At 49.4% G+C, this 13,928-nt stretch carries 11 protein-coding genes; 6 read left to right on the forward strand and 5 right to left on the reverse strand.

All coding sequences use genetic code 11. The features are described 5' to 3' along the window. Nucleotides 1–316 precede the first annotated feature (316 nt). From ACFYU8_RS22035 to ACFYU8_RS22050, 4 genes are all read left to right on the forward strand, one after another. Nucleotides 317–991: a response regulator transcription factor gene (locus ACFYU8_RS22035; RefSeq protein ID WP_390303784.1), complete on the forward strand. Its 675-nt coding sequence runs from the start codon at nt 317–319 to the stop codon at nt 989–991. Continuing rightward, a complete protein-coding gene (locus tag ACFYU8_RS22040; protein WP_390303787.1) occupies nt 988–2,283 on the forward strand; it encodes a sensor histidine kinase in 1,296 nt (431 codons plus the stop codon). Before ACFYU8_RS22035 ends, ACFYU8_RS22040 begins: the two co-directional genes overlap by 4 nt. A 139-nt stretch (nt 2,284–2,422) precedes the next feature. Continuing rightward, a complete protein-coding gene (locus tag ACFYU8_RS22045; protein ID WP_390303790.1) occupies nt 2,423–2,710 on the forward strand; it encodes a HesB/YadR/YfhF family protein in 288 nt (95 codons plus the stop codon). A 142-nt stretch (nt 2,711–2,852) separates the two neighbouring features. Then, nucleotides 2,853–3,761, forward strand: coding sequence for a hypothetical protein (locus ACFYU8_RS22050; protein ID WP_390303792.1), 909 nt, complete (start codon nt 2,853–2,855; stop codon nt 3,759–3,761). 74 nt (nt 3,762–3,835) lie between these two features. Here the strand turns inward: ACFYU8_RS22050 and menC are convergent, their stop codons facing one another. The 4 genes from menC to ACFYU8_RS22070 form a co-directional block, all read right to left on the reverse strand. Beyond that, entirely contained in the window at nt 3,836–4,984 is a 1,149-nt protein-coding gene (menC, locus tag ACFYU8_RS22055; RefSeq protein ID WP_390303795.1) for an o-succinylbenzoate synthase, read from the reverse strand. A 20-nt stretch (nt 4,985–5,004) separates the two neighbouring features. Further along, nucleotides 5,005–6,144, reverse strand: a complete 1,140-nt coding sequence (locus tag ACFYU8_RS22060) for a M20 peptidase aminoacylase family protein (protein WP_390303798.1) — start codon at nt 6,142–6,144, stop codon at nt 5,005–5,007. A 95-nt stretch (nt 6,145–6,239) separates the two neighbouring features. Further along, nucleotides 6,240–7,649, reverse strand: a complete 1,410-nt coding sequence (locus ACFYU8_RS22065) for a YfcC family protein (protein WP_390303800.1) — start codon at nt 7,647–7,649, stop codon at nt 6,240–6,242. 180 nt (nt 7,650–7,829) lie between these two features. Then, nucleotides 7,830–9,854: a sigma-54 interaction domain-containing protein gene (locus ACFYU8_RS22070; RefSeq protein ID WP_390303803.1), complete on the reverse strand. Its 2,025-nt coding sequence runs from the start codon at nt 9,852–9,854 to the stop codon at nt 7,830–7,832. A gap of 369 nt (nt 9,855–10,223) precedes the next feature. On the opposite strand from ACFYU8_RS22070, the gene ACFYU8_RS22075 reads away from it, so the two are divergent. Beyond that, entirely contained in the window at nt 10,224–10,895 is a 672-nt protein-coding gene (locus tag ACFYU8_RS22075) for a LytTR family DNA-binding domain-containing protein (RefSeq protein ID WP_390303806.1), read from the forward strand. 141 nt (nt 10,896–11,036) lie between these two features. Further along, complete coding sequence (scpC, locus tag ACFYU8_RS22080) at nt 11,037–12,548, forward strand: succinyl-CoA:acetate CoA-transferase ScpC (RefSeq protein ID WP_390304146.1); 1,512 nt, start codon at nt 11,037–11,039, stop codon at nt 12,546–12,548. A gap of 88 nt (nt 12,549–12,636) precedes the next feature. Here the strand turns inward: scpC and ACFYU8_RS22085 are convergent, their stop codons facing one another. Then, the gene (locus tag ACFYU8_RS22085) at nt 12,637–13,812 is read right to left on the reverse strand and encodes an MFS transporter (protein WP_390303809.1); all 1,176 of its coding nucleotides are present in this window, start codon (nt 13,810–13,812) and stop codon (nt 12,637–12,639) included. Nucleotides 13,813–13,928: the final 116 nt, after the last annotated feature.

Raw genomic sequence — 13,928 nt, forward strand, 5'->3', positions numbered from 1 at the left:
GGAAGCGCGGTAACGCGTGGAGCTGACGAATACTAATCGGTCGAGGACTTATCCACAAATTCTTAGCAATCATGCGTATTCAGTTTTGAAGGAATGAGGCGAAAAGCTGTATTCCCGATTACTTGTAAAAGTAATGGAGAATGCAGCTTTTTTTGTATTTCCGCCAGCACCGACAAATTTGATTCAAAAAAATACGTGTTCTAATAAGGGGAGCGTGTGCACAGCCAAGATCGGCGAGTGTGGTCATGATTGTGATTCCATTCGATTATGCTATGCTGAATGACATACAGCTTTTTCAAATGAAAGAGGGATCAATATGCTTATTCTTGCAGTGGAGGATGAAAAAGCGCTGCTTCAGACAATTGCTGGAGTCCTGACCGATGAAGGATATCAGGTAGATATGGCAGAGCGCGGAGATGACGGCTTGTTATTGGCGGAACGCGGCATCTACGATTTGTTGGTCCTGGACATTATGATGCCAGGAATGGATGGTCTTTCATTGGTGAGAACGTTGCGTGCAAAAGGTATCCTGACGCCGGTTTTGTTTTTAACGGCAAAAGATAGCGTAGAGTCGAGAGTCGAGGGATTGGATGCCGGAGCAGACGATTATTTGGTCAAGCCTTTTGCAGCCGAAGAACTGACGGCGAGAGTGAGAGCCCTCTTGCGCCGCCAAGGGAAACATAACACAGAAGGAGAGCTGGCGTACGGTCCTCTGTCGCTAAAGATAAATGAATATGACGGTTTTGTTGATGATGAACCGATGAAGCTAACGACGAAGGAGTACGAGCTGCTTAAGTACTTCCTGCAAAATCGGGAGCAAATATTGACGCGCCAACAAATCTTTGACCGCGTATGGGGAATTGATTCAGAAGCGAATTACGGAGTGGTTGATTTGTATGTCCACTACCTGCGCAAGAAGCTGGGTGCTTACGAAGGCTTCATCCGAACGATCCGCAATGTGGGCTACATTTTGAAAAAGGAAGACAAATGATGTTTCAAAAAACGAGGATTCGGCTCGTAACGTTAAACGTATTAGTGGTTCTTCTCTTGTTGAACGGACTGGGGAGCGCAGTCTACTACACGATGAAGTACCGTCTCTATTCGCAGGTGGATCAAGAAATGACCAAAGTCAGTCAAAGGTTGGCGGTAGATGCTTTGCCCCGTCTCCATCGAATTGAAGACGACCCTTTTCCATTCAACCGTCAGGAGAGGAAAAAGTTTAACGATCTTGATCGCCGATATGTTTTACTCGTCTGGGATAGCTTTGGTCGTGTCATCGGGACCGCATTTGGTGACCAGCTGGAGCCAGAGGAATATGCAAAATTTCAGCATAACGGAAAAGCAGACGGGATCGAAACGAAAACAGTGAATAGACAAGTCTATCGCGTGCAGACCGTTACGGTTCCGAAAAAGGTCGTGGTAGGCAATCGGATACAGACTGCGTACCAGTTTCAACTGATTTATAATCTGGCACCTGAGCAAAACATGCTGGACAGCCTACTGTATGTAGTGGTGATCGGCGGCATTATTAGTATTGTCATTGCCATCGTGGCTGGGTGGTTTTTGGCGAGAAAGGCATTAATCCCGATCCAAGTCTCGTGGGAAAAGCAGCAGCAGTTTATTGCGGATGCTTCTCATGAGCTGAGGACGCCGCTGACAGCCATCATGGTCAATCTGGAGAGGCTTTTCAGACACCCGGATCATACGATTGAGCAGGAAAGCGAAAAAATCATGATTGGGATGCAAGAAGCCAAACGCTTGAGCAAGCTCGTCTCAGATTTGCTCACGCTGGCTCGCAGTGATTCTAACGAGCTGCAGATCATGAATCAAACGCTGCGCCTAGACGAAGTAGCGATGAAATGCACTCAGGTTTTTGCACAACTTGCCATCGCACGGGAAATTCGTCTTGAAACAGACATCCAGCAACCCATTGAGATGGTGGGAGACCAAGAACGTCTGCACCAGCTTATGGTCATCTTGCTGGACAATGCCTTGAAGTACACGAACAAGGACGGCCGGATTTATGTCTCTTGCAAAAAGGAAGGCAGTCGCGTCTCGATTCTTGTAAAAGACAGTGGGATCGGGATTTTCAAAGACGATATTCCGTATTTGTTTGATCGCTTCTTTCGAGTGGATAAAATGCGCTCCCACGCGACAGAAGGAACAGGCTTGGGGCTTTCCATTGCCAAATGGATCGTGGATGCGCACCATGGAAAAATTCAGGTCAGCAGCGAGGTCGGTATCGGAACGAGTTTTTTGGTTACACTTCCAATAAAGCCTTAAACCGATGGAAAGAACCGTTTTCCCAGCATAGGGAATCGGTTCTTTTTCAAATGGGGAGCAAATACATTTAACATACTTTAATGTTTCAAATATCTCGAAATTGAGGTAAACTATAAGAGAAGAGAGGAGTGGCGTACTAATGAACATGACGATCACAAAAGCAGCGGTAGCATGGTTTCGGGAAGAATGGGGATGCAAAGAAGGAGACGGCATTCGTTTTTTTGTCCGGTATGGAGGCGTTAGTACGGTTCAGGATTCATTCTCGATGGGAATTGCTAAGGAGTTGCCGAACGAAATCGGCATTTCGACAGTAGAGGATGGCATCACATTTTATATGGAAAAAGATGAGCTGTGGTATATGAATGGAAAAGGGTTGATTGTCGATTATCGGCCGGAGACAGACGAAGTAGAATTTAAGCTGGATTAAGCAAGGGAAATGATAGCTAGTGGATGAAGGGCTCCGGATATACGGGGCCTTTTTATATGAGAGAAAAACTAAAATATCATACTTTACAAACAAAAATGTATGTTATATTATGGGTACATAAATGGAAAAAGGAGGAAGTTATATGCGTTTACTTGATTCTTACTTGGAGCTTGGCATTACGGGAATGGCACGTGCAGCTGGAGCGGGATGGTTTGACGGTCATTATGGGGCAGCCTTATTGGCAGGGTACTTCATGAATCGTGAACACGATCTCCCAGAACATGTAAAAGAGGGCATTGAGCGGACATGCGAGTCCTTCCGCAAGCAAAAACCTGAATGGTTCGTTCCACTAGATCAAGACGAGCAAGCTGATCCCTCCTTGTTACAGCAAGTCATCCATGGCCTCCAGCAAAACGTGATGCAGCTTCGGACTTCGGGGCATGGGCTGGCACTAGGTGTGTTGGCATTAAAAGCACTGCGCGAACGCCCTGATATGATCCGTCCAACTGTGGTGAATGGCCTGGTCAAGATTCTTCAAGCGACGACAGAAGACAGGAAAGACCGTTATTGGGGTATCGATAATTACCATGGAATGACGATTGACGATGTCAAAGACGAAGTGGCTCCATACGATACAACCGCAGAGATGGCAGAAAGGGCCTTTAACGAGCTTCATTTGGTGATACCGCCACGTGATATTGACGGGGTACGCTATCATTTGGCGAGTGAGGTCGTCCATAACATCACACATGCTCATGCGTTGACGGATTTGGAGAGATTCGGGTATGAGGATATTGTGAAGCCAGGTATCGAAAACCATCGTCTTCAAATCTATTTGAATCGCCATGTTCCTGAGTTTACTTTAGAGGATGAGGTGAAGGAGCCAGCGTTCGAGGAAATTTTTTCACCGCTATACTGGGAAAGACTATACAGCGATCCTCATGCATTGAAGCTTCCGTATGCTGCACTGGATCTGCTAAAGCGGTTTCCGCCAGAGAAGAAAGCTCATGCCGAGCGTAATTTGTGCAAGCTTTTGACTATTACGGATTAATCAAATCACATAAATAAAAGAACAGGGAGGCCAAAAGGCACTCTCTGTTCTTTTTCACTTCGAAGGAGTGTCGTCTACCAGGTCGGAATGACAGTCGTAGTAGACTCCCGATTGGCATAGTAGCTTTTATGCTCGATCAGGGCATTGCGAATAGCAGACTCATTGATGTCGAAACCGATTCCTGGAGTTGTCGGGACAGCCAGCAGACCAGGTGCTGCAAAATCGATGACAGGTGTCACGATGTCTTCGGCAAAGTAGCGATGAGAAGGGGATGTATCACCGGCAATGGTGAAGTTGCTGAGCGAGGCCATCGCGATGTTGTGCGCCCGTCCAATCCCTGCCTCCAGCATTCCTCCGCACCATACAGGTACGCCGCGTGTCGCACACAGGTCATGAATCTTCTTGGCGTCGGTCAGACCGCCTACGCGACCGATCTTGATGTTGATAATCCGACAACTGCCGAGCTCGATTGCTTTGCGGGCATCTTCCACTGTATGGATACTTTCGTCGAGGCAGATCGGTGTTTTTAGTTCCTTTTGCAAGGTCGCATGGTCGATGATGTCGTCATGGGCCAATGGCTGTTCAATCATGATCAGACCGAAGTCGTCCAAAGCCTTCAGCATCTCCATGTCCGCCAGTGTATACGCAGAGTTTGCGTCCGCCATCAGCGGAACATCTGGTCCAAATGTGTTGCGGATTGCACGCATTGGCTCGACGTCAAAGCCCGGCTTGATTTTCACTTTGATCTTTTTGTAGCCGTCACGGATGAAGCCCTCTACGCGTTGCAGCAGTTTTTCGATGGTCGGCTCGATTCCGATACTCACGCCGACGTCAATCGTCGTACGAGTTCCGCCCAATGCTTGGGAGAGGGAGAGGCCGTTCATTTTGGCGTACAAATCCCAGACGGCACCTTCCAAAGCGGCTTTGGCCATGTGGTTCCGGCGCATCCAGGAGAAGAGGCGGGATACGTCATCAGGATGCTCGATCTCACGTGCAAACAGCTGCGGAATCAAATACTTTTCGAGCATGTACCAGACCGTATCGACATCTTCCTCGTTGTAAACAGGGACGTCCATCGCGACGCTTTCGCCGAAGCCGACATGGGCACCGCTATACGCACGCACCAAAATGCATTCCTTGTGGGTCTCTACCCCCATGCTTGTTTCAAAAGGGGAATTCAACGGAATTTTGATTCGTTGCAGGTCCACGCGTTCGATTTTCATGTTCATCTCTCCTCACCCGTTCATATGGATTGTCGCTCAAACGTTTTCAGTACCGTTCTTGCCAAAATCTCGATGCCGTCTAGCAGTGCTTCTTTTTCAAAAGTCATCTGCGGATGATGAAGACCTGGTGTCAGGCCACAGCCTAAACCAAGCATGGTCGCGCGAAGCTGTGGACGTTCCTTGGTGTAGTAGTGGAAGTCCTCCGCGCCTGGTGTCTGAATCGGCGGTTCGAGCTTCTCTGCTCCCAAGGCTTGAGTAATGGCATCCGCCATGATCAGTCTCGCTTCTTCGTTCACTTCCGCTGCATAGACGCGTTCGGTGATCTCGTATGACAGCTCGACTTCATAGAGACGGGAAACGTGTTGCAAAATGTGTTCGACACGGGCAAATAAGGCGTGAATCACTTCATTTGTCTGTGCCCGCAGGTCCAAGTGGAACTGCGCTGAGCCCGGAATGATATTGCTGCTTTTGCTGCCGGCTGCGAGCTGCGTCATTTTGACGGAATAAGGGACGAGCGGATCGAGGTGAATGCCTTTTAACTGCTCGACAATCGCAGCGGCTACCTCAATAGCGTTGACTCCGAGGTGAGGCCGTGCGCCATGAGCATCGGCACCCTTGATTTGCCCGAATATTGTCCCCGCTGCTCCGTGCAGGATGGCAGAAGCAGCTGTGCCGCGCGGGATTTCCTGAATCGGACGAAGGTGTACGCCGTACAGAAAATCAATATCGTCCACTACTTTCTTGTTCACCATAGCAAGTGCGCCATTTCCGCTTTCTTCCGCTGGTTGGAAAATGAGCTTCAGGCGCCCAGGGATCTGGACATCCATTGCTTGCAAGACCATGAGGACACCTAATGCCATGGTCATATGCGCATCGTGTCCGCAGGAATGGTTCGCGGTAAAGACGCCGTTCACCTCTTGCCAGAGTGCGTCCATATCTGCCCGTACGCCTACAGTCAATTTTCCTGGTGACAGATCGCCCCATTCACCAACAACTCCCGTCACATCGTCAAAGGTAGTGACGTGGCAATTGTGTTTTTTCAAGAGGTCAGCAATGAATGAGGTGGTCTGGACTTCCTCCCAGCTTATCTCAGGATGCTGGTGTAAATGCTCGTATAGAGAAAAAATGGCGGGCTGCAATTGTTTGATTGTTGTGCGCATGGTTCCTCCATCGGTTTGTTTGAGGGTAGTCGAGATGTGAAGCGAAGGCTACGCCAATCCACTTGACGCAGCCAGTTTGGTGAAAAGCTCATTTGTTACGAAACGCCGATTGTCACGGCTACAATGAGTGCGATCGAGGCGATCACGGCCCAGCCTGCTAACAGCTTCCAAATGAATTTGACCCATTTCTCATACGGAATGCCTGCAACAGCCAAATAGCCCATCAACGCAGAAGAAGTTGGGATAATGGAATTGGTTACTGCATCACCGTATTGGAAGGCAAGAACCGCTACCTGACGCTGGATGCCGAGCAAGTCCGCAATCGGCACCATGATTGGCATGGTTGTCGCTGCCTGTCCACTGCCGGAAGAAATGAAGAGATTGAGAAAGGCTTGAATCACAAACATGGCGATGACGTTTACGGCATCTGGCAAATGACCAATCGACGAAGTCAGGCTGTTAATCATCGTATCGATAATTTTTCCGTCTTCCAAGACGACAGTGATAGCGCGGGCAAAACCAACGATCAGCGCCCCAAACGTTACGGCCCTCGCGCCAGCGACGAAGGAATCAAACAGCGTATTGACCGACAAACCTCCGACGAGACCAGCAATCAGGCCCATGAGCAGGAAGGAAGCGGTAAGCTCTGTCAGGAACCATTCGTACTTGAATACACCGTATACGTTGAAGGCGAGGCCACAGACCATCACCAGGAACACGAGCTTGTGACGCGCATTCAAATCTGGGATGTCTACTGTTGCCTGTTCTTGACTTGCGTGATTCTCTACGCCATAAAGAACACTCTTGGTCGGATCTGCTTTGACACGATACGCATAGCGCATGACGTACCAGATGGCAAAAGCAAGCACGAAGACATACACAACAGCACGGAAGGTAAGTCCGGAGAAGAGCGGCAATTGCGCGAGCGACTGCGCCACCCCAACCGTAAATGGATTGATCATCCCGCCCATGAAGCCGGCTGCTGCCCCCATGGTGATCATGGCTGTACCTGTTACGGCATCGAAGCCCATTGCACGGGCCAGCGCGATACCGATGGGAACGAAGATGATGCTTTCTTCTGCCATACCCATGGTGAAGCCACCAATGGAGAAGAGGAACATAGAAGCAGGGATGAGCAGCTTTTCCCGGCCCTCTAGGTGTCGGACACCTTTATTGATTCCGGCTTCAATCGCTCCGGTCTGGCGGATGATTCCGAATACACCGCTTACAATAAAGATGTAGAAAATGATTTGCGCGCCTTTTTGCATCCCTTCTGGAATCGCTTTGAACATGTCAAAGAACGAGACCGGATCACTTTCTACAGGATGGTAGCTGCCGTTGACGACGATGGTTTTGCCTGAGGCAGCGTCCTTGACGCGGTCGAACTCACCTGCCGGGAGCACGTAGGAAGCTAGGGCTGCCAAAATGATGATGATAAAGAGGATGGCATACGTATGCGGCACCGAAAAACGTTTCTTTGCAGGTTTCAATGGATGTGTAGACATGAGGTCACCTCGCTTTTTTTTGTTTATGACAAGCAAGGGTCGTGCCAAGTGTCGAAATTTCCCGAATATAAGCGTTTTCAGTGGATTTTCATAGGCAAGGAAAGAGAATACAATGAGCTTTAGGAATGTTTATTAGGTTTTATTCAGCCTAATACATCCTATTATTCAGTAGGGCGGAAGCTAAATCCGCCCGTGTTTTCGCAGCAATTCGATACCCGTGTGGGTGATGGAGGTTCCTTGTCGGGTCGTACCTGAACGCACGAATCCTTGCTGCTCTAAAAGTTTCAGCTTGTGGCGCAATGCGCTCTCTGTCCAGCCTACGGATCGTAGCTCAGGGGAGTGCGCCAATTGATAACGCCCGACTGGTTTGTTCGATACGTAATAATGATGCAAGCAATACAAAATATCCAGGTCGCGGTTGTCGTCCAATTTCGGGACAGAAGTCGTCTGCTGCTTTTGAAACAAGCTATCCGTCAATCGCTTGGGGAGATCCTGAATGCCGATGACAGGGTGCTCGCTTACCGTAATGGCATAGTCGACGACATTTTTCAGTTCGCGAATGTTCCCCCGCCAGTCATGGCGATAGAATAGCTCCATTACTTCTGGTGACCATGATTTGCGAATGCCTTGCTGTTCCAGATGCTCATCGATGAGTAGGGGAATATCACTGGTTCGCTCGCGCAATGCAGGAATCTGGATCGGCAGGACAGCCAAACGATAGAACAGATCCTCGCGAAAGCTTCCTTGAGAAACAGCATCTTCCAAATCACGGTTGGTAGCAGCGATGATGCGACAATCCACAGAGAGAATACCCGTGCCGCCTACACGGATGACTTGTTTTTCTTGCAGCACACGAAGCAGCTTGACCTGAATGGCCCCAGAGATGTCCCCAACCTCATCAAGAAAAATCGTCCCACCGTCCGCTTGCTCAAACAATCCGGGCTTTCCGCCTTTTCGTGCTCCTGTAAAGGCACCGTCTTCGTAGCCGAACAGCTCGCTCTCCAGCAGGTTTTCCGGCAAGGAGGCACAGTTGATCGCGACAAATGGTCCGTTTTTGCGTAGCGAGTGCTGATGAATGGCGTGGGCGAATAGCTCTTTTCCCGTACCGTTTTCGCCTGTTAGCAGGATCGTTTGATTGTTTTTTGCCATCTTTTTGCCGAGCTCGATAACTTGGAGCAATGGTTGGCTCTGTCCTTTAATATCGGAAAAGGAGTAAGTGGCTGTATGACCGCGCAAGGTAAGGGTTGTTCGCAAGCGTTGGATTTCGGTCACATCTTTTAGCGTACAAACGAAGCCTAGATGTTCATGACTGCGACGGATGCTTTGACTGCTGACGATAAATTGTTTGTGATCAATGGATACGAGGGCGTCCTCCTGATCTTCCTGCTCAAAAAAGGGTTGCAGCAAGCCGTGCTCCTTCAACACTGTGTACGGTTGTCCAACAATAGAGGATGCATGTGGACAAAACAACTCAACGGCGACATCGTTTATAAACGTGATCAGGCCTTGTTCGTTACAAGCGATTACAGGGTCTTTGACTGCCTGAAAGGTAGATTGCAGCTGGCTGTGTAGCTTCTGTACTTCTGCGTAGGAGGTGCCGAGCATTTTCGCGAGCTCAGACATTTCTACAATGAAGGCAGACAAGTACTCGCGCTCCCATTCACTGGGCACGCCTACCTTGCGACCAGTATCAATCAGGTCATGAATGCTGATTTTGCGAAAACCGAGATCGATCACCTCCACATGAGGAGGAAGAGGTACATCAGGAACACTCATAATGATGGCGTATTGAAATTCGAGATCATCAAATGTACAGCCAGGGTGAAAGGGAACGTAATTCAAATGATCGACGTTTGCTTCTAATAGATTTTGGATGACTTCTTGTGCGGAAACGGGCGAATTGTTCATGACAGGGACGGTCGTCCCTGGGGGGATCTGCATCAGCGCTTTCATTTTGTGCAGCTCGAAAAAACGGTTTAAAACCGTGATAGGTACGGAGTCAGCGACAGCTTGACGGGCGACTGTGTACAGCTCCGGGGATTTGGTCGTGATAAAGACATGATCGACCCCGCTTAAATCGGGAATGTGCTCATGGCTGGCATAACCGATGACTTTGCAATACGGCTCGAAATAAGCCCGCAGTTCTTTCAACAAAAATTCGAGAGTGTCCGTTCCTTTTGCAATCAAGACAATGGTGTGGTCCATGCTGCACCGCCTTCGCTCAAACAATCGTGAATGTTTTGTAATCTCATGATAGCACAATGCCTGCCTGTCATCGGATGGATTCGCTTGTATGCAGAGGAAAGACAAGGATTGATTTGCAGGCAAATGCTAGTTCAAAAAGTCGGCTTTTCAGCACCGAGAAAGTGGCGAGAACCTGAAGAAGGAGGAGCGGAGTGTAGGGGACCTACATGAGCACTGGACTTCGAAGGTGAACGCCTCTTTCGATGTCGCAAGAGCTTCCAGGATTACTACGTGATCAAAAGCCGACTTTTTGAACATCCGCAGCAGGGAAGTGTGTTTTAATAGAAGGTAGAGAAGATAAAAGCAATAACAGGAGCAGGAGGAATCAGCATGGAGGACAGAGTGGTTCCAGAGGTGCTGCAAATGATTGGGGAAGTCGTGCCAGACGGGGTATCGATTGCGATCTCGGACGGCGCACAATATTTGTACTATCAGCCGAGTTCCAATATTGATTTGAAAATTACGCCAGGGGATCTCGTTCCCATAGGCTCAGCTACACATCAAGCGCTCATGGAAATGGGAAAAATGGGGCATCAGGTGGAGAGTCGTATTTTTGGTGTGCCATACTACGGACTCTCGCTTCCATTAGTGCGCAATGGTCAGGTCATGGGCTGTATTACCGCCATCTATCCGCCTCACAGCGTTCCGCTCACAAATCCAGAGCCGCGTCTGTCGTTTTTGATCGGAAAAGGGGAGGACGGCTGGCTGCCCATTCCGTTAACAGAGATCGTCTATATCAGCTCTCATGATGGGAAAACGCTTCTGCATACGGCTAGTGGATCGTATGCGAACAAATACAACATGGCAGAGCTTGCGTACATTCTCCCGCAAGAGCGATTTGTGCGCTGTCATCGGTCTTATTTCGTCAATATGGAATCGATCGGCTTTATTCATCCGCATTTTCATTCTACGTTTTTATTGGAGATGAAGGACAAGCAAAAGACGAGAGTTCCTGTGAGCCAGTCGTACGCCAGCTCGTTTCGGCAATTGCTCGGCTTCTGAAATATCTGACAAATGAGAATGGTTCGCTGTCGTTTTTTCTTAATAGCCGCGTAAATATTCTGTTTTGTTGAAAATCGAGTGCCCGCTCAGAATCCGTATGCTAGTGTAAAGGCAACAAAGATGGCATGGGAGGTCACAATGATGTGGGAGCGCTTACGCGATAAACGACTGGCAGATAAAATCGTGACGGCTGAGGTAGCAGCAGGATGGATTGAGGATGGCATGACGATCGGGTTAAGTGGTTTCACGCGTGCTGGTGATGCCAAGGTCGTGCCGCTCGCATTGGCTGAGCTGGCGAAAAAAGAGAACAAGCCTTTTGGCGTAAACGTATATACAGGAGCTTCACTCGGCTCTGATGTGGATGCCGTGATGGCGGAAGCGGGGATCATCAACAAGCGATTGCCTTTTCAAGCAGATCCGGTCATGCGCAAAAAAATCAACGATGGAAGCATGATGTTCGTCGACCAGCATTTGTCGCATACAGCGGAAGCAATTCGTCAGGGAGCGATAGACGCTATCGATTACGCGATTGTGGAAGCGGTTGCAATTACCGAAGAGGGTATGATCATTCCGGCTACGTCCGTGGGGAACTCCAATATTTTTGTGGAAAATGCCAAGCATGTCATCATTGAGATGAATATGGCTCAATCGGTGGAACTGGAAGGCATTCATGATATTTATACACCAGCTATGCAGGGAGAGCGCGAACCGATTCCACTCACGTCTGTGGATCAGCGGATGGGAACAACAGGGATTCCGGTCGATCCGAATAAAGTAAAAGGGATTGTTCTGACGAATCAGTTGGACTCCCCATCGACGATTGTGGAGCCGGATGAAGAAACGGCACAGATTGCCGCACATCTCATCGCGTTTTTGCGTCAGGAGGTAAAAGAGGGACGTTTGCCGAACAATCTCGCACCATTGCAATCGGGAATCGGATCGGTAGCGAATGCGGTTTTCAACGGGTTTTTGGATTCGGAGTTCACGGATTTGACTGTCTTCTCGGAAGTTTTGCAGGATGCGGTGTTTGATTTGCTTGATGCAGGTAAAATATCGTTTGCCTCAGGCTGTTCGATCACGTTGACGGCTGACAAGATGAAGCATGTTACCGACAACTTCGCCCAATACCGTGACAAGCTGCTCTTGCGTCCGCAAGAAATCACGAACCATCCAGAGTTGATTCGCCGCCTCGGTCTGATTGCGATCAATACTGCGATTGAAGCGGACATCTACGGTAACGTCAACTCGACCAATGTATCGGGCACGCGAATGATGAACGGAATCGGCGGTTCTGGTGATTTTGCCCGCAACGCACGTCTGGGCATTTTCGTAACCAAGTCGATTGCCAAAGGTGGAAACATTTCGAGCATCGTCCCGTTTGCCTCCCATGTGGATCATACCGAGCACGATGTAGACATTATCGTCACCGAGCAAGGCTTGGCTGACCTGCGTGGCTTGGCTCCGCGTCAAAGAGCCATCAAAATTATCGAGAATTGTGCGCATCCGATGTATCGCGATCAATTGATGGCGTACTACGAAGAAGCACTCACTCGCGGTGGGCACACCCCGCATGTATTGGAAAAGGCATTCTCCTGGCACGTACGTTACGCGCAGGAAGGCACGATGCTTGCGAAAAAGCCAGCGTTGGTTTAGTCGATTAAATGATGGAGAAACAAACCCGCTCGGGCGTTGAAGCCTCGGCGGGTTTTTCTCGTCTCCATTGCAATGGTATGAGAGCCTTTTATGTTTTTACGCTTGTAAGCTTTCCTACCTCTTTTTCTTGAGCAAACGAAGCCCATGCAAATCCAAAGCCGGCGAGAACGAGCAGACCGCCGATCCAGCCGATGTGAATAATGCTGGCATGGTCTACGATCAATCCACCAAGTCCTGCACCCAGCGCCAGCCCTAGCTGAAAGACCGAGGTGTTCATGCTGAGCGCCACCTGCGAAGAGTGGGGAGACAACGTGATCAAATAATACTGCTGGGCTGGAACGGTGGTTTGCACGGCAGCTACCCAGAACATAACGGTGATGATTGCCCCCGTGGACAGTTGCGAAGACAGCGGCAGGATGAGCAGGATGGCCGCATGGAAAAGCAAGCTGACATACAGTGTGGGGCGAATCCCCCATTTGTCGGTGGAAATGCCTCCGATCCGCGAGCCAGCCACACTAGCGAGTCCTGCCAAGAAAAGCGTGGTGCTTACCCAAGCAGTCGTCATGGCGGCGTTGCTCTGGAGAAGCGGAGTAATGTAGGTATAGACGGTGGAATACCCTGTGACAAAGAACAAAGAGATAAATAGCGCATGGATCACCCGTTTGTTGCGGAGTGCGGCCAACTGTTTGCGTAGCGGGACGGCCTCTTCTCCCTGCTGCTTCGGTAAAAAGGCGAAGATGGCGAAGAAGGGAATGAGTGTCAGCACGGCAATGAGCGCGAAAACAGGGCGCCATCCCCAGATGTCTCCCAGCATGGTGCCAAGTGGAACCCCGAGCACGAGCGAGAGGCTGAAGCCCATGAGGATGATCGCGATGGAGCTGCCTTTTTTCTCTGGGGAGGCCATGTTGGCTGCTTGCGCGAGAGCTACTACGGTGTAGATGCCTCCACAAAGCCCCAGCAGGATGCGGGATACCATCAATAGGGAGAAGTTCGGGCTTATGGATGCGAGCAGGTTTGCCACGATAAAAGAAAACAGTGTCCAAAGGATGAGTTTTTTGCGCTCTACTCCCGAGGTGAGCGCAATCAAGACTGGAGCCCCGAGGGCAAAGGCCAGGGAAAAGGCGGTTACTAACTGACCAGCGAGGGAGAGGGAGACATGGGTGTCATCTGCGATCATGCCGATGATTCCGGTCACGATTGACTCAGCCGTGCCAATCATGAATTCTCCCAAGGCCAGCAATAGGATCAAAAATTTTCTGGACAAGGTGGTTCACTCCTCGAAAAAATGATGATGTGAAAATGATGTAGTGACATTTTACGAAACAATTTTTATAATTTACATGCATGAACCAAGGTGTTTACGATGAATCTCTTTGTATA

This window comes from Brevibacillus sp. NPDC003359, assembly GCF_042878995.1.
Lineage (GTDB): Bacteria > Bacillota > Bacilli > Brevibacillales > Brevibacillaceae > Brevibacillus.